The organism is Komagataeibacter xylinus, assembly GCF_031081985.1.
Classification (GTDB): Bacteria; Pseudomonadota; Alphaproteobacteria; order Acetobacterales; family Acetobacteraceae; genus Komagataeibacter; species Komagataeibacter xylinus_E.
The window spans coordinates 73156-89820 of sequence record NZ_JARWSK010000005.1 but is presented as its reverse complement, the minus strand read 5'-3'; the positions used below and the strand labels follow the sequence as shown (position 1 = coordinate 89820).

General features: G+C 63.5%; 14 protein-coding genes, 1 tRNA gene and 1 pseudogene. 5 read left to right on the top strand and 11 right to left on the bottom strand.

Annotated elements, in window-relative coordinates; genetic code table 11:
- Positions 1–11: 11 nt before the first annotated feature.
- The 5 genes and pseudogenes from QEG70_RS10775 to QEG70_RS10755 form a co-directional block, all read right to left on the bottom strand.
- Positions 12–842, bottom strand: coding sequence for a phosphoenolpyruvate hydrolase family protein (locus QEG70_RS10775; protein WP_308720659.1), 831 nt, complete (start codon positions 840–842; stop codon positions 12–14).
- Positions 823–2050: pseudogene (locus QEG70_RS10770) on the bottom strand (Tm-1-like ATP-binding domain-containing protein). The gene QEG70_RS10775 and the pseudogene QEG70_RS10770 overlap by 20 nt, the downstream one beginning before the upstream one ends.
- A complete protein-coding gene (locus QEG70_RS10765; RefSeq protein ID WP_374762593.1) occupies positions 2047–3177 on the bottom strand; it encodes an arabinose transporter in 1131 nt (376 codons plus the stop codon). Before QEG70_RS10765 ends, QEG70_RS10770 begins: the two are co-directional and overlap by 4 nt.
- Positions 3178–3211: 34 nt before the next feature.
- On the bottom strand, positions 3212–3508 hold the full coding sequence (locus QEG70_RS10760; RefSeq protein ID WP_308720656.1) for a putative quinol monooxygenase: 297 nt from the start codon (positions 3506–3508) through the stop codon (positions 3212–3214).
- 78 nt (positions 3509–3586) lie between these two features.
- Positions 3587–4954 carry an aminotransferase-like domain-containing protein gene (locus QEG70_RS10755; RefSeq protein ID WP_308720655.1) on the bottom strand — a complete coding sequence of 456 codons (1368 nt, stop codon included), beginning with the start codon at positions 4952–4954 and terminating at the stop codon, positions 3587–3589.
- A 168-nt stretch (positions 4955–5122) separates the two neighbouring features.
- Between QEG70_RS10755 and QEG70_RS10750 the strand changes: the two genes are divergently transcribed.
- Entirely contained in the window at positions 5123–6412 is a 1290-nt protein-coding gene (locus QEG70_RS10750; RefSeq protein WP_308720654.1) for an MFS transporter, read from the top strand.
- Positions 6413–6454: 42 nt separating this feature from the next.
- Positions 6455–8590: a beta-N-acetylhexosaminidase gene (locus QEG70_RS10745; protein ID WP_308720653.1), complete on the top strand. Its 2136-nt coding sequence runs from the start codon at positions 6455–6457 to the stop codon at positions 8588–8590.
- 64 nt (positions 8591–8654) lie between these two features.
- Here the strand turns inward: QEG70_RS10745 and QEG70_RS10740 are convergent, their stop codons facing one another.
- The 4 genes from QEG70_RS10740 to QEG70_RS10725 all read right to left on the bottom strand — a co-directional run bounded on the left by QEG70_RS10740 (position 8655) and on the right by QEG70_RS10725 (position 12851).
- Entirely contained in the window at positions 8655–9851 is a 1197-nt protein-coding gene (locus QEG70_RS10740; RefSeq protein ID WP_308720652.1) for a pyridoxal phosphate-dependent aminotransferase, read from the bottom strand.
- A gap of 258 nt (positions 9852–10109) precedes the next feature.
- The gene (locus QEG70_RS10735; RefSeq protein WP_308720651.1) at positions 10110–11462 is read right to left on the bottom strand and encodes a purine-cytosine permease family protein; all 1353 of its coding nucleotides are present in this window, start codon (positions 11460–11462) and stop codon (positions 10110–10112) included.
- Between the two features lie 123 nt (positions 11463–11585).
- Positions 11586–12164 carry a hypothetical protein gene (locus tag QEG70_RS10730; protein WP_308720650.1) on the bottom strand — a complete coding sequence of 193 codons (579 nt, stop codon included), beginning with the start codon at positions 12162–12164 and terminating at the stop codon, positions 11586–11588.
- Positions 12165–12437: 273 nt separating this feature from the next.
- Positions 12438–12851 (bottom strand): hypothetical protein, encoded by a 414-nt coding sequence (locus QEG70_RS10725; RefSeq protein WP_308720649.1) that lies wholly within the window; start codon positions 12849–12851, stop codon positions 12438–12440.
- Between the two features lie 144 nt (positions 12852–12995).
- Between QEG70_RS10725 and QEG70_RS10720 the strand changes: the two genes are divergently transcribed.
- Both QEG70_RS10720 and QEG70_RS10715 read left to right on the top strand, forming a co-directional pair.
- A complete protein-coding gene (locus QEG70_RS10720; RefSeq protein WP_308720648.1) occupies positions 12996–13364 on the top strand; it encodes a hypothetical protein in 369 nt (122 codons plus the stop codon).
- 62 nt (positions 13365–13426) lie between these two features.
- Entirely contained in the window at positions 13427–14011 is a 585-nt protein-coding gene (locus tag QEG70_RS10715; protein ID WP_308720647.1) for a hypothetical protein, read from the top strand.
- Positions 14012–14176: 165 nt separating this feature from the next.
- Here QEG70_RS10715 and QEG70_RS10710 read toward each other — a convergent pair whose 3' ends face one another.
- Positions 14177–15598: a TolC family outer membrane protein gene (locus QEG70_RS10710; protein ID WP_308720646.1), complete on the bottom strand. Its 1422-nt coding sequence runs from the start codon at positions 15596–15598 to the stop codon at positions 14177–14179.
- A 93-nt stretch (positions 15599–15691) separates the two neighbouring features.
- A complete protein-coding gene (locus QEG70_RS10705) occupies positions 15692–16378 on the bottom strand; it encodes a protein-L-isoaspartate O-methyltransferase family protein (protein WP_308720645.1) in 687 nt (228 codons plus the stop codon).
- Positions 16379–16560: 182 nt separating this feature from the next.
- Between QEG70_RS10705 and QEG70_RS10700 the strand changes: the two genes are divergently transcribed.
- Positions 16561–16634: transfer RNA gene (locus QEG70_RS10700), tRNA-Cys, on the top strand.
- Positions 16635–16665: the final 31 nt, after the last annotated feature.

The following is a 16665-nucleotide window of genomic DNA, read 5'->3' as shown; positions in this document are numbered from 1 at the left end:
CCGTTTTGTGCTTAGCGCGTCAGGGCCTTGAAGTTGCGGGTCTGTTCGGTCAGCGCGACTTCAACCGGCAGGCGCTCCATGCTCGATGCGCCATAAAAGCCGTGGCAGTCCGGGCAGGCGGCGAGCACTTTTTGCGCATCGGCAGGCATGGCGATCGGCCCGCCATGGCACAGCGTGATGATGTCGGGGCGCACGCTGCGCGCGGCGTCAATGATCGCGTTGATCTGGGTAATGCAGTCATCCAGCGTCAGCGCCGTTTCCGCGCCGATTGCGCCGCCCGTGGTCAGCCCCATATGGGCCACCAGCACGTCAGCACCCGCTTTGGCCATGTCCACCGCCTGGGCGGGGTCGAACACATAGGGCGTGGTCAGCAGGTCTTTTTTGTGGGCGCGGGCCACCATATCCACCTCAAGGCTGTAGCTCATGCCGGTTTCCTCAAGGTTCTTGCGGAAATTGCCGTCAATCAGCCCCACGGTGGGAAAGTTCTGGATGCCCGAAAACCCGACCCGCTTCACGTCATCAAGAAACACGTCAAAATCAACGAACGGATCAGTGCCATTCACCCCGGCCAGCACGGGGGTGGTGGGCACCACGGGCAGCACCTCGCGCGCCATGTCCATCACGATCTGGTTGGCGTTGCCATAGGCCAGCAGGCCCGCCAGCGAGCCACGGCCCGCCATGCGGTACCGCCCGGAATTGTAGATGACGATAAGGTCGATGCCACCCGCCGCCTCGCATTTGGCGGACAGGCCGGTGCCCGCGCCGCCACCCACGATGGGCGTGCGCGCAGCGATCATGCTGCGGAAGCGGGCAAGGATTTCACTACGGGGAATACGGGGCATCAGGGCTGGTCTCCATAAAGATGCAAAAATTCATGCGCCAGCGCCGCGGCAAAGGCCGGGTCATTGATCGCATGGGGAAGGCGGATGAGCCTGCGGCGTGGGGTCTGCTCCAGTGTCTCGGCCAGCGCTGCATAAAAGGCTTCATCGGCTGCAGGGTCATGAAACGGGCCGCCGGGCTGGTCGAGCACGGAAAACCCGCCCTCGGGGTAGAGAAAGCGCACTTCGCCCATGCAGCGATTGAGCTGGTGGCCAATCATGTGGCCCATCGCCCTGCATTCGGCTGCATTCGTGCGCATCAGCGTGATCTGGGGGTTGTGCTCCACAAACACGCGATCTTTGTAGTGGGCGGGCACGCTGGTGCGGGCGCCGAAATTGACCATGTCCAGCCCGCCGCAACTGCCCACGTAAGGCAGGCCGGTGCGGATGACCGCGCCAAGCCGGTCGGCATCGCACGCAAAGATGCCGCCTGCCACGTAATCGCAGAACTCGGTCAGCGTCGTGTCGATGAAGCCGCTGATCATCCCGTCATCGGCCAGCCGCTCCATGGCGCGGCCGCCGGTGCCGGTGGCGTGGAACACCAGGCAGTCAAACCGGCCGGAAAGCTGGTGAACGACCTGCTCCACGCATGGCGTTGTCACGCCAAACATGGTCAGGCCGATGGCGGGGCGCGGGTCGGGCGCAGCGTGGCAGGGCGTGCGCGCCATACCCGCCATGGCGTGGGCCGCATTGCCCAGCACCACGCGTGAGATGCGGTTGAGCCCCTCCATGTCCGTGACCGGATAGAGCATGGCGATGTCGGCGCCCCCCACATAGGGCGCGGTATTGCCCGAAGCCACGGTCGAGACCACCAGCTTGGGCAGGCCAATGGGTAGAGCCTGCAGGGCGGGGGCTACCAGTGCCGTGCCGCCCGAGCCGCCAATGGCCAGCACGCCGCGCATGTCGGTGCGCGTTTGCAAGAACACGCGCAGCGCTTCCGCCATTGCCGCAATCGCCCGCCCCCGGTCGCCACAGAAAACGTAATCTTCTCCCTTCGGGTGGCAGCGGGCGACCGCGCGGGCACTGATATCGGCCTCTCGCCCGGCTTGCCGCGTGCCGATATCGACAATCAGCGCGGCCATTCCGCTCTCGCGCAGGGTCTGGCGCAGATAGGTCAGTTCGGCCTGCTTGGTGTCGCAGGTGCCCAGAATGTAAACATGGCCTGAATTCATGTCATGCCTCCGCGCTGGCGGGTCAGCAGGGCAAGCACGATGCCCGCGCCCAGCGTGGCGCAGGCCCCGCCCAGCCCGAACACGACCGCGTAGCCACACCGGTCGGCCAGCAGCCCCGCCAGCGGGCCGGTGGCGCCATAGGCCAGGTCCTGAAATGCCGCGAACCCGCCCAGTGCCGTGGCCCGCATGGCGGGTGCTACCAGCCGCACCACCTCAACCCCAAGGGCGGGGAACACCATGGAGCACCCCGCCCCGGTCAGCAACGCGCCCGCCAGCGCCAGCACGGGCGAGGGGGCGACCCACAGAAGGTATTGGCCTGCCGCCTCGACCACCAGCGAGAGCAGCGCCACCCGCAGCCCGCCAATCCGGTCAGGCAGGTGCCCGCACACAAAGCGTCCGGCCACGAAGGCCACACCGAAACAGGTCAGCCCCAGCCCGGCGCCGGGCCAGTGGGCGTGGATGAAGCGCAGCGGCAGGAACGCGCCCAGCGCGGCAAAGCCCACGCCCTGAAGGGCAACCGCCATGCCCTGCCAGCGGATGGTGCCCAGCACCTGCCAGAATGGCGGCCTGCCACCCGAATGCGTCAGGGTGGCGGGGATGGTCTGCACTAATGCCAGCCCCACCAGCGGCAGCAGGGCGGATACACCCATGAGTACCCCCAGCCCCGCCTGCTGGTACAGCGCCAGCCCGATCGGGCCGCCCACGGCAAAGGCGCCGTACATGGCCGCCCCCGTCCAGGCCAGCACGCGGCCCGCGCGTGGCTGCCCCACCAGACCGATGCCCCAGCCCAGCATGCCCACAATGGTCAGGCTTTCGCCCACGCCCAGCAGGAGCCTGCCCATGATCAGGATGGCATAGCGCGAACCATTGCTCAGGCCGGGCAGGGCGGCGAGGGCGCAGATCAGGCTGGCCGCCACATACACCATCAGCCCCGTGCGCATGCACGGCCTGCCGCCTTTCGTATCCGCCATCTGGCCTGCATGGTTGCGGCTGAGAATGGTGGAAAAGAAGGCAATGCCCACGGCAAGCCCTGCCAGCCCGTTGCCGTAACCCGGCCAGTGCAGCACGGCCACCGGAATGGCGGCCAGCGGCAGGGCCACGGCCATGTAGGCCAGGAACAGCGCCATGGCGAGGCGGCCAAGATGGCGTAGCGATGTGGCCTCAGAGTTCACGGGTGATGTGTACCTCAAGCGGGGCGGCCAGTGCCGTGGTGAACACGGCCTTCATGGCCTGAAAGTGCGGTGTTTCTTCATGGGCGGCCAGTGCTTCAGGGCTGGCCCAGCGTTCGACGAACACAAAAACGGCGGGGTCGTTGATGTCACGGTGGCACTGGTAGGACAGGTTGGTGGCTTCCTGCCGTGACAGCGCCACGCACTGGCGGATGGCCTCAAGCGCTGCCGTTTCGTGCCCCGGCAGGACGCGGAGTGTTGCAATGACCGTGATGGGCTGCGCTGTCATGACACTATCCTCGCCAGATGGAGTTTATGGTGTGGCGAGCATAGGGGGGTGTGACACTTTCCTGCCACGAAGAAAGTGTCACGTGACACTATTGTCCATGCCATCAAGCACATGGCGCAGCCGGTGCAGGGCTTCGCGCAGGTCGGGCAGGGGTGTCGGGCCAAGGCACAGGCGAATGCCTGCGGGCGCATCGGGCGCTGCGTCCAGGCAGGCCATGAAGGGCTGGGGCAGGGTGACTTTAACGCCTTGTTTCGCCGCCTCCGCCCCCAAATGCTGCGCGCGGGCCAGCTTCATGGGCATCCATGCATGAAAGGCGTCATAGGGTGGTGGCGCAAGGTGCGGGCCAAGCACGGACTGCGCCAGCGCGCGGCGTCGCCCTGCCTCGCCACGCAGCGACTGCCGCACGGAGGCGGCCGTGCCATCAAGCATCCACTGCGCCATCATGGCATAGGAGAGTGGTGCGATCATGAGCGAGGCGCTGAGCAGCGCGTCACGGGCCGCCTGCATGTAACCCTGCGGCGGCGCGAGTGCGCCAATGCGCAGGCCAGGGCTGAGGGTCTTTGACAGGCTGCTGACATAAAAGGTCCGCTCCGGCGCCAGCGTAACCAGCGGGGCCAGGGCCGCGTCAGGCACGCAGTCATAGACATCATCTTCAATAATCAGCGCATCATGGCGGCTGCACAGGCGGGCGATCTCCTGCCTGCGCTCCGTGCCCATGGTGGCGGTGGTGGGGTTGTGCATGGTGGGCGTGACATAGAGCACGCAGCGCTGCGGGGCATGCTGGGCCAGGGCGTGGGCGAGGGCTTCGGGCAGCAGGCCCTGCGTGTCCATTGCAAGGCCTTGCACCGGCATGCCTGCCTGGCGGGCGAGGGTGAGCATGCCGGGATAGGTCAGGGCCTCGGTCAGCATGACGGGGGCGCTTTTGCGCGCGCTGGCAAGGGCCACGCCAAGGGCCTGCTGCGCCCCGCTGGTCAGCAGAAGCTGCTCGGGTGATAACGCCACGCCAAGTTCGGCCAGCCAGTGCGCCATGATGCGCCGGTGTTCGATATGGCCCGCCACGGGCGGATAGACATTGAACAGCGCCGGATCGACCGTGCGGGCAAGACGGCTTAGCGTGCGGGCAAGGGCCCGGTCGCTGAACATGGGCGGCGGCATGTTGGCCGAAAGGTCGAGCATCTGCGCCGTGCCGTTGGGGCTGGCAGCGACAAAGGTGCCCCGCCCGCGCACGCTGCGCACCAGCCCGCGCCGCTCCAGCGTGGCGTAAGCGCGCGTGACGCTGCCAATGCCGATGCCAAGCTGCCACGCCAGCGGGCGGTGCGCGGGCAGGCGGTCGCCAGATTGCAGCCTGCCGCCAAGTATGTCACCGGCCAGCGCATCGGCCAGTCTTTCGGCGGGCGGGCCGTCACCTGCGGGCAGGCGCGGCTGCCAGGGGGAGCGCAGGCGCATGGCGTGACAGACCTGTAATCCTGTTGGGGTGGCCCAGCCATAGCAGTTCGGGGCAGGGGGCGGAAGATTGCCGCTTTTTTGTTGCCTATATTACGATATCGGTATGATGGGGTGGTGGTGTCCTGCCCTTGCGCGGCGACGATAGGAATGGGCAGCGGGGGGAAATGCATGGATAAAGCAAATTCAAGCCATGGCGGGGGAACCGGGCCAGGCGAGGCTTATGGCACGCGGCCATTGCTGGTCATGGCCGGGCTGTTTTTCATCATCGGGTTTGTCACATGGCTCAACGGGCCACTGATCACGTTCGTGCAGGTTGCCTTTGGCGTGGGGCCGGTGGGCGCGTTTCTGGTGCCGATGTGTTTTTACCTCGCCTATCTTTTCTGCGCGTTTCCCGCCATGGCGCTTGCGCGGCGCACGGGGCTGCGTGGTGGCATCAGGCTGGCGCTTGGTGTCATGGCGGCGGGCACGCTGGGGTTTGGCGAATGCGTGGGGCGCGGCTGGTATGCTGGCGCGCTTGCGGGCCTGTCGGTGCTGGGCGCGGGGCTGACGCTGCTGCAGGTGGCGGTCAACCCGTATGTCACGCTGCTCGGCCCTCCGGCACAGGCGGCGCGGCGCATTGCATGGATGGGCATTGCCAACAAGCTTTCTGGAATTATCGCACCTATAATATTTTCTCTCTTGGTCATGCATGATATCGGCGGCGTGGTGGGCCGCCTTGCGGCAGGCGGCAATGCCCGCATGCACGCGCAGGTTCTGGCCGGTTTCGCCCATGCGGTGGTGCTGCCCTACCGGGGCATGGCGATTGTGCTGCTGCTTGTGGCGCTGGGCCTGCGGCATGCGGGCCTGCCCGATCTGCGTCTGGCCTGCCGGGATGCCGCCCCGCCCACGGGGCGCATGGCGGGCATGGCCTGGCTCGGGATTGCCGTGGTGTTCGTATATGTGGGGGTGGAGGTTATGGCGGGCGATGGCATTGGCCTTTATGCGCGCGGCATGGGGCTTTCGGTCGGGCAGACGCGGTTTCTTACCGCGTTCACGCTTGCGGGCATGCTGGGCGGGTATGTGCTGGGCAGTTTCATGGTGCCTGCCGTGATCCGGCCCGCGCCCTATCTGGCCCTGTCCGCGCTTGTGGGCGGCGCGTCGTGCGCCGGCGCCATCGTGGCCCACGGCATGGGCTCGGTACTGTGCATCGCCCTGCTGGGGGTGGCCAATGCCATGATGATGCCAATCCTGTTTCCGCTGGTGCTGCACATGGCGGGGGCGTGGCGGCAGCGGGCGAATGCGCTGCTGGTCATGGCGTTTTGCGGTGGCGCTGTCATGCCGCAGTGTTTTGCCATGTTGCAGGGAACATGGGGCATGAAACCCGCCTTCATGGGGCTGGTCATGCCCGGTTATGGGGTGATCGGCCTTTTTGCGCTGGTGGCATGGCGGCGCGCGCGGGGGTTGGGTCGCGCTGCATGATGGGGCACCATGGGCGGCGCCTTTAACGGAATTATGTCCATCATGCCTTTTCCCCATCGTTTTCGCTCCCTTGCCCTGGCCATGCTCTGCGTAGGGGCGGCCTGCCCGCCCGTTCTGGCCGCCCCGGCCCTGATGCCGCAGCCCGTGCAGTACCAGCCCAAGGGTAGCGCTCTGCCGCTTGCGGGCGGGGTGCGGGTGCAGTGGCAGGGCGTGCGCTCGCCCCTGCTGGAGCACGCGGTGGCGCGTTTCGGGCAGCGCGTGGCCGCCCTGAGCGCGCGCCCGGCGGTGGCGGGTGCGCCTGAGGGGCTGGTGCTGCGCATCAACTGCCAGCATGCCGACCCGGATATGCTGTCGGTTCACATGCGCGAGCACTACCAGCTCCGCACGGGGGCTGATGGCGCAACACTGGTGGCTGATGGCCCGGCGGGCGTGCTGCGCGGGCTGGCCACGCTGCTGCAACTCATCGAACCCGGTGAGGCAGGTCCCGTGCTGGATGGGGCCGAGATTGATGACAGCCCGCGTTTTGCATGGCGCGGCATGCTGGTGGATGTCAGCCGTCATTTCATGTCGGTTGCCGCGCTTGAGCGGCAACTGGACATGATGGAACTGACCAAGCTCAACGTGCTGCACCTGCACTTGTCTGACGGGCAGGGCTTCCGGGTGGAAAGCAGGGTCTATCCGCGCCTGCAGCAGGTGGCGTCACACGGCGAGTACTATACCCAGCAGCAGGTGCGCGACCTTGTGGCCCTTGCTGCTGATCGCGGCATCCGCATCGTGCCGGAATTCGATGCGCCGGGCCACAGCTACGCCATGCTGCTGGCCTATCCGCAATATGCAGCCCAGCCTGTTACAGCCCCGCTTGACCCCAAACGGGCGGTACGCGCCGCATTCGACCCCACAAACCCTGATACTTACGTATTCCTGGCCCGCCTCTATCATGAAATGGCGGGCCTGTTCCCCGATGCCTATTTCCATGTGGGTGGCGATGAGGTGCGGCCTGATGAATGGACGGCCAACCCCCGCATCAGCGCCTACATGCAGCAGCATGGCTATGCCAGCGCCACGGCCCTGCAGGCGGCCTTTACCCGCCGGGTGCAGGCCATCGTTGCGCATGAGGGCAAGACCATGATGGGCTGGGATGAACTGCTTGATGCGCCAGCGCCCCCCGGCATCGTGATCGAGCCGTGGCGTGGCTCGCGCTATACGGCGCAGGCCACGGCGGCGGGGCATCCGGTCGTGGTCTCGGCTGGGTATTACCTGGATCTGCTGCTGCCTGCGGCCGATCATTACCGTGTTGACCCGCTGGACCCGGTGGGCAATGGCCTGCCGCCCGATCAGGTCGCCGCAGCCCATGCGCCGGCCCTTGTGCCCTTTGCCCTTGACCCCGCCGCCTCGATGACCACGGCGCAGGACGGGCTGGTGCTGGGGGCGGAGGTGGCGTTATGGACCGAAATCGTGAGCGAGGAGATGCTTGATGCCCGCCTGTGGCCGCGCGCGGCAGCCCTGGCCGAGCGCTTCTGGTCGCCTGCCGCAGTGCGTGATGAGGATGCACTCGCCCGCCGCCTGCCCGTGGTGCAGGCTGAACTCGAAGTGCTGGGCAACCGCGCCGCAGCCGATCGCCACCGCATGATGGCACGGCTTGCCCCTGACGGGATCGCCCCGCTTGCCACCCTGCTGGCCGTGACCACCCCGGTGCGCAATTACGCGCTCAACCATGTTTTTGGCCCGGGCCATGTGACGGCCTCATCCACCCCGCCCGCGCTGGACCGGGTGGCTGATATTGTCGCGCCTGACAGTTTTCAGGCTGCGGCCTTCACGCGCGATGTCGCGGCCTATGTGGGCGGCCAGCGTGACCTTGCCGCAAGCCTGCGCGCCCGGCTGGAAACCTGGCGTGATAACGATACGCGCCTGCGCCCGGTCGTGGCCACCCACCCGGCCCTGCGCGAAGCCCTGCCTGCATCGGGGCAGTTGGCGGAACTGGCCTGCGTGGGGCTGTACGCGCTCGATGGCACGCTGGCGGCGCATCAGGCGCAGGTGGATGCAGTGTTACAGACAGCGCAGGCCCAGTTCGCGGCCTCGGCATCAATGCTGGCGGTGCGCACCAGCCCGCAGCCGGCGGGTGACTTGCTTCAGGCCATTACGCCTGGGATTGCGGGCCTTGTGCAGGGACATATGTAGGCACGGCAGTTTTTGGGGAAGGGTCAGGGCGCCATCTTCTGAAAAGGTGGCGCCCGGAAAACCGTCAGGCCATGATCTGGTCAAGAGCCGTGCAGAAGGCCTGCATGTCCTGCGCCGAGCCAACCGTTACGCGTGACATGGTGGGCCAGATGGGCCAGCTGCGCCCGATATCGACCTTGCTTCTGGCAAAGGCGTCGCGCATGGTCTGGGCGGGCTGCTTCCAGTCCACCATGAACATGTTGGCGTTGCTGGGCAGGTAGGTCAGGCCGCGTTTTTTCAGGTGGGCGAAGGTTTCTTCCCGCGCGGCAATCATCTGGTTGCGGCGTTCGACAATCGCGGCACTCTGGGTAAGGCTGGCGGTGCCGGTGGCCAGCGCCACGATGGACAGGGTGCCTGACTGGCTGGCGCCGTCATAGCGCATCATTTTGGCATGCAGGTCAGGCCGCGCCATGCTCAGGCCCAGCCGCAGCCCTGCCATGCCGAACAGCTTGGAGAAGGTGCGCAGCACAACAACATCTTTATTCTCCGCCACGAGTTTCGCGGCACTCGGGGTGCCTGCAAAGTGGATATAGGCTTCATCGACCAGCACGATCGAGCCTGCAGGCTTGTGGGCGACAAGCCATTTGATATCGGCCAGCGGTGTGACGGTGCCGGTCGGGTTGTTGGGCGAGCAGACATAGTAGATGCCGGCATTCGGGTCAGCCGCCAGCATGGCCCTGACATCGGTTTCATATCTGTTTTCCGCCCGCAATGGCACCTTGGTCACCTTCACACCCAGCCACGCGGCGGTGCGCCAGGCGTTCTCGAACGTGGGGTCGGCCGTGACCAGGCCGCGCGTGGGCGAGCAGAAGGTGACGACCGTGCGTGAAAGCGGATCGCTTGATCCCGGCCAGGGCAGGATATGGGTCTGCGGCACCTTCTCGACCTGCGAGACGGCCTCGATCAACTGCGCGCGCAGGTTGGAGGGCTCGTAACGGTTGCCGTACTGCACCATCGCGGCACCCGCCTGCGCGGCATCGGGGAAGGGGCCGGTCCAGCATTCGTTGCTGCCAAGGCGGACCATGCCAACCTTGCTCTGCACTTCTTCTATCGGTGCCCTGGCGGGCGTGCCCTTGGCCGCAGCAGCGCTGCTGATGAGCGGGGAGGCGGCGAGTGCTGCGGAACCCAGTCCGAGCAGGGCGGAAATACGCCCGAACTGCCGGCGGGAATAGCCCCGTGCCAGCAGGTCTTCGCGTGCTTCTTTTGAAAACAGATCACCCATGAACGTGTCCCTCGCGCTCGTGCTGCAATGCAATCAAACCATTTGCAAGCAGACACAGACTTCAGGGAGGCGTCAATGATTTCTTTGTAGGAACGATATGGTATATTGTGTAATGATATTGCATGGAAATTTTTTAAAAACCTCCATAAAGAACGTTTTTAAAAGACAATACCCGTAAATTTCATCCCTATCGTTACGTAAGCCCCGTACAGCCTTCGGGACATGCTTCTTGCATCAACCGGCGCCCCGAGGGTGCCATTACGTGCGCCTGCGCGTGGTTGTGGCGCGGATATAGAAGGCGGCGGTGACGAGCAGCCCCACCACCCATGATATGTCCACCCCATGCAGGCGGCGGGCGAGGCTGCCGGTATGAAACCCGTTCTGCATGAAGGGTATTTCAATGGCGATGCCAATGCCATAGGCGCACAGGGCGGGGATGTTGCAATAGCCATAGGCCCCGCCATCGCGGCGGAAAAAGGAGGCGACATCATAACGCCCCCGGCGCAGGAGGTAATAATCGGTCAGGTTGATGGCGGTCCACGGCACCATGATGGCCATGAGCAGATCGAGGAAGGCGGCATAGGATTTCATGAAGCTGTCGGCCATGCCCAGCGCCATGCCCAGCGCGATTGCCACCAGCGTGCAGGTAACGAGCAGGCGTTCGCGCAAAGCGGCCCGCCAGTCCGGCATGAAGGTCTGGAGCACCGTTATGGCCGAGAGCGCGCCGCCATACAGGCTCATGGCGTTGCCAAGGGCAATGGAAAGCGAAAGTACGATCATGACCGGCGTTGCCTGCCGCCCCGCCAGTTGCGCCAGCGTGGTGGCGACCGATACGCCCGGCCCATGCAGGGCCATCATGCAGCCCAGTATCATGGGCAGCGCCGTGCCCGCGACAGTGCCAATATAGGTGGTGAGGAAGGCAGTGCGGCGACCGGCTTCATCGGCGGGCAGGTAGCGCGATGAATCCGATACATAGGGCGCATAGGCGATCTGCCATAGCGCCGCGGTGGAAAAGGTGCTGAAAAAACCGGCGACCGAGCCGTGCATGTCGCGTAGCGTGCCGGGGGGAAAGGCTTCATAGCCCAGCCACAGGCAGTACAGGATAACCGCCCCCGCCACCCAGCTCACCACCTTCGACCAGGAATGGATGGTGTGGTAGCCCATGCAGCATGGCACAAGGCTCAGCACGGCAATGATCAGGATTGCGTTACGCCGCCCGGCCATGGGCAGGGCGGCATGGAGCGCTTCGCCGCCCACCACGAAATTCGAGGCCACGAAGCCGATATACATGAGCACGACGAGGCCGATGATGGGCACCGCGCCATAAAAGCCGAACTGCCCCCGGCTCTGCACCATCTGCGGCACGCCAAGCATCGGCCCTTGGGCGGCATGCAGCGCCATGAACACGGCCCCCGCCAGGTTGCCGAGTATGACGGCAATGGCCGACCACGTAAACGACAGGCCGAACAGCCCCGGCCCGAGTGCCCCGGTCACCACCGTGAGCAGGGTCAGGTTGGTGCTGAACCAGACCGCGAACAGGTCGCGTGCGCGGCCATGGCGCTGGTCGTGTGGAATCTGGTGTATGGTGTGGGTTTCAAACGCCGTGCTCATCAGACGCGTTATGCCTGATGAACGGCCTTATGGATATATGTCTGCTACGATATTGATCGGTTTGCGTTACGATCAATCCATGCCGCCTCTGCCCGGCGCAGCACGGCGGCACAAAGCAGGTCGTTACTGGAATGGATTGCCCGAATAGGATGGCGCGGTATAGCCCGCGGGTGGCACTACGTAATGCGGCGCGCTGTAGGTGGGGGCATGGCTGGGTATGCTGGGCGCAGAAAGACCTTCCTGTGCGGGCATGGAACCGGTTGTGATGCCTGTGCCTGTGCCTGTGCCTGTGCCTGTGCTGATATCCATCGGCGTGGTCTGCAGGGGGCGGGTTGTGGCTGACGGGAGTGCAGCACCCGCGCCATGGTAGCCATAGGCTGTATCGCTGCCAGGCGGCAGGCGGCCGGCAGGGGTGGTAATGGCTCCGCTGGCGTCATAATCACTGGCGGAATAGCGACCGACGCAGTTCTTGCCGCGCTCGGCGGTGTGAACGGCTTCAAGCTCGCCCTTCAACTGACTGACCTGCTGCCGCTCCCTGGCCGTGGCGAGGTTTTGCGCATCTGTCTGGTCCAGTCCGGCCAGTTGGGCGCAACTGTAGCGCATGAAAGGTTCGGGATTGATATAATGTGCGCTGGCATCCGATGGATTGGCAGCGCATCCGGCCATACCCAGAACGCTCAGGCACAGGAGAGTTTTTTTCATGGGGGTCCTGTCACTCGATCAATATTACATCATGGAACAGGTTCCGGGTGGCTGTCGTTGCCGGGGCCTGTCCGCCGATAACGCATGAAGATAGGACCTGCTCCATTTTTTTGGCGTTAACAGGGCAGAGAGAGGGCGTGGTTTTGGCTTTTTAAGAAACTGTTTTAAATCAAATCATTGATAAAAAATGATAAATTTTTTGGGGTGCCGCCTTTTTGAAAAAAAGCTTCACCGAAAACTGCCTGACGCGTGCCGAGGTTTTTGCGGGGAACATCATTGGCGATGTGTCACCGATGCCAGCCAGCGCATTGCAAAATCGCGTTGCTGCTGCACCGTTCCGGTCCTGTCGGGCGGGGCATGATCAAATATATCAACAATATTGCTGCGATCAGCCTGTTCCCCATGCCTGATGATGTACACTTTCCGACCGCCACTCATGTTTCTGGACAGGCCCGACGCCATGATGTCGGGGCGTGCGCCGATGCAGAGAAACCGTATTCCCGCTTTTTCAAATTCAAGGCGCATGGTCTGGAAGGCTGCAAAAAGATCGGGGGCTTCATACCGTCTGGCCCATTTTTGTGGATGGATGATATTTATAAACCATGGGTATTGTGTAGGAATTTCGAGAATTGTATTCTCTATATTTCCATTTTCTGAAATTACTTCTATTTTACGGTTCTCTATCATGGTGTCTGCTTTTTGTTGGGGAATAAAATTTCTATATGTAATGCGCAGGAGAAGCACCTTGGTTAAGGTTGGTGATGTTTTTTACATGGACGCCAATAAGGGAAAGGCCTATCTGCAATACATAAAGCGTGTTGAGCAATTTGGGTGGATGATCCGGGTTTTTCGGGATTCTATACCGAAAATTATCCTGATGCCGTAGAAATATCAAAATCTCCTGTAGCATTTCTGACGTTCTATCCAATATTTTCGGCTGTCAAGCACAGGCTGGCCCATAAAGTCGGACACGTTCCACTTGATGCGGAAAGTCAGGAAATACCGATATTTCGGTACGGCATACCTGACCCCAGAACAAGAAAAATTCCCGTCTGGTGCTTCTGGGATGGTGAAAAAGGGTGGGCTGTTGAAAACATTACTGAGGAACAGCGTAAACTGCCCATGGAATGGGTCGTGAATTATCAATCTTTGAAAGAAATGATAGAAGATGAATGGCGACCTGAAAAAAGCCTGTGGTGATTGAAAATAAACCATATTGAATATAACACTGTGTTTTACACCGCAGGATAGGAAAACAGACAGTGCCCGATACACTCCCCGCTGCCCCCGCACCCATCGTTGTGGTGGCCCATCTCAATGCCCGCCTCCAGCCGGTCCAGCGGGGCAGTGTTTTTGAAGATCCGCTTGATGTCATGCTGCATGAAATGGGTATTGGCGAAGTCGTGGGCGGGGGCACGGCCCTTGCGCCCGATCCGGTCGGCATTTCCGCCTGCGATATCGAGATCGCGGTCAAGGATGCATCACAAACCGTGCTGAAACAGGTCATGCAGGCCCTTGACCAGCTTGGCGCGCCCAAGGGGTCGGAACTGCGCCTGCCGGGTGCGGCAGCCCCCATCGCGTTTGGCGTGCTGGAAGGCATGGCCATTTTCATGAACGGCACTGACCTGCCAGCCGAAACCTATGCCCGGTCTGATATCAATAAAACAATCGAGGGGCTGAGTGCGGCACTTGGCCATACAGGGGAACTGCGTGGTTACTGGGAAGGGAATAGCGAAACGGCGCTCTATTTCTACGGCAGCAGTTTTGCCGCCATGCAGGCGGCGGTTGCCAGCTACATCCCGTCCGCCCCCCTTTGCGCCCGGTGCCGCATTGAGCAGATTGCATAAGCGCAATGGGGTACGTGCCTGTATCCGTGTAAAAAGTGATGCCCGGATAGAAAGCCAGCCATAATGAAAAAGTTTTTGGTGAAGCTTTTTGCAAAAAGCTTCAAATAACGCTGCCTCCAATAAACATTGCTGCAAATGGCGCACGGGCCCCTCTGGCTCCTGCGCCTACCGTCCCGGCTGGCTGGTGGCGTAATCGCTGATGCCCCACAGCCGGTCATGCACGGCGCGGTAATAGGCGCGTTCATCATAAAGCGGCACGTCAAGGTTCAGGTCACGCGCGGTCAGGCGACCAATGGCGGCGGTGGCCTGATAGGAGGAAATGACAAGATTGCCCGCGCTGCGTACTAACGCAATCTGGGCCTGGAGCAGGGTTTCCTGCTGCTGGAGCACGGAAAGTGTTGAGGTGGTGCCCACCATCACCTGCCGCTGCATGCCGTGCAGGGCGGTGGCATCGGCCTCGACAGCAGCGCGGTTGCTTTCAATCGCGGCGCGGTTGGCCTGCATGCGCTGCCAGCTTGCAGCCGCGAGCTGCACGGCGGCGCGGCGCTTTACATCCACCGTATGGGTGGCCTCATTGGCCTGCTGGCGGGCCATGCGCACGGCGGCATATTCGCCCCCGCCCTGATAAAGCGGCATGGACGCGTTGACGAGGGCGTATTTGTTATTGTTGAGCGAGCGGCCCTCATCCTGGTTGATGCCATGCATATAGGCCGCCTGGGCGCTGACCGTGGGCATGAGGGCGGCAAAGGCCACGCCGACGGCATCCTTTTTTGCCGCCTCGTCAAACAGGGCGCCAATCACGTCAGGGTTGTTCTGCACGGCCTGCGTCATGGCGTCCTGTTCGGTATGAAGCGGCAGGACAAGCGGCTGGGGCAGGGCAAGGTCATCGGGCGCGTCAACGCCCACCACCTGCCGGTAGGTGGCGCGATCGGCGAGCAGCGTGCCTTCGGCCAGTTGCCTTACGGCACGGGCATTGGCCAAGGCACCTGCCGCCTGCGCCACGTCGGTCTGGGTAATCTCGCCGCCATGGGCGCGCAGTTCGGTGGCATGAAGCTGGGCGGCGTAAACCTGCTCGTTGTTGATGTCGATGTGCAGGATCTGCTCATCCTCCACCACATTGACATAGGCGCTGACCACATCGGAGAAGACCTGCTCCTCCGCCGCGATCAGCCGCGCGCGCTCGGCCATGACTGCATGGCGGGCCTTGTGCGTGCTGGCCGTGGTCTTGCCGCCAGTATAGATGGGCTGCGAAATGCTGACCCCGCCGGAATAGCCCGGGCTTTCATACCGCCGGGCATAGCCGCTCTCCCCCGATGAGGGCTCCATGCGCATCAGGCCGGAATAATAGGACATGCTCGCCGTGCCCGTAATCGTTGGCCGCCAGCCGCTCAGGGCCTGCGGCACCTGCTCATCCGTTGCCCGCAGGGTGGCGCGTTCCTGCCGCAGCATCGGGTTGCCCAGATAGGCCGCGGCAAGGGCCGCATCCAGCGTGCGCGGTTGCTCGGCCGCCTGCGGCACGCCCCCCAGTGCGGTGCCGCTACACAGGAGTGCGGCGCTGCCCGCCCCTATTGCCCAGTTTCCCTTCATGTCCGCCCCTGCCAGCCTGATATGCCGGGCAGCACCATGACAGGCCGCCCCCGGCCAGTCCTAGCGGCAGGATGTTGCGTGCGGGTTAACCGGCTAGAACACGAAGGCGGGGGCAGGGGCCAGTTCAGGCAGCACGGGCACGGCGGCTTCGAACAATGGCTGCACCGCGCTGCCCTGCGCTGTCGCGGCAATGCGGCTGACCGATGTCACGCCCGATGCGGGTGCTATGGGAGCAATGATGCGCCCGCCCTGTGCAAGTTGCTCCACAATGGCCTGCGGCACGGCGCGCACCGCGCCATCAATGAAGATCAGGTCATACGGCGCCGAGGCCGGTGCCCCCTTGACCAGCGGTCCGTCGCACCACTGCACGCCGGGCGCGCAGGCAGCGCACAGGGCCTTGCCCATGGTGGCCAGTCGCGGGTCGGATTCGAGGGCGGTGACATGCAGTTCAAGCGCCATCGCACCCAGCAGGGCCGCGAGGTAGCCCGTGCCCGCCGCAACCACCAGCACCCGCTCGCCGTGCCGCAGGTCGGCCACCTGCAGCATGCGCCCTGTCACCCGTGGCTCGGTCAGGTAGCGTCCTTCGCCCAGCGGCAGGTTCTGGTCGGAGTAGGCGAAGGCCCTCAGCGCATCAGGCACGGCGCGTTCACGCGGTACAGTGCGCATGGCGGCGATAATCGTGGCATTGCCGACCTGCGAGGGGCGAATCTGGGCATCGACCATGCGCTGCCGGGCGGCAACAAAATCGAGTGGCGCGTAATCGGGGTCTGTCCTGTCCATTAACGTTTCCTTGAAACACGCTGCCCCGCAGGGTGCTGAAGCGGCAACCCGGCCGGACGGGCGAAAATTTTTTCCGGCTTTTTTGTATTTATGCGCCGCTTTGCTCGGGAAACAACCAGAACGCCGCACACAACGGCTTGACCTGAGAGGCATTTCAGCGGATATACCCCTTGCACCGCCGAGGTCTGGTGGCAGAATGGTGATGCAGCGGACTGCAAATCCGCGAATGTGGGTTCGATTCCCGCCCAGACCTCCAGTTCTTCCATGACAGGGAAGGACAGGCGTTG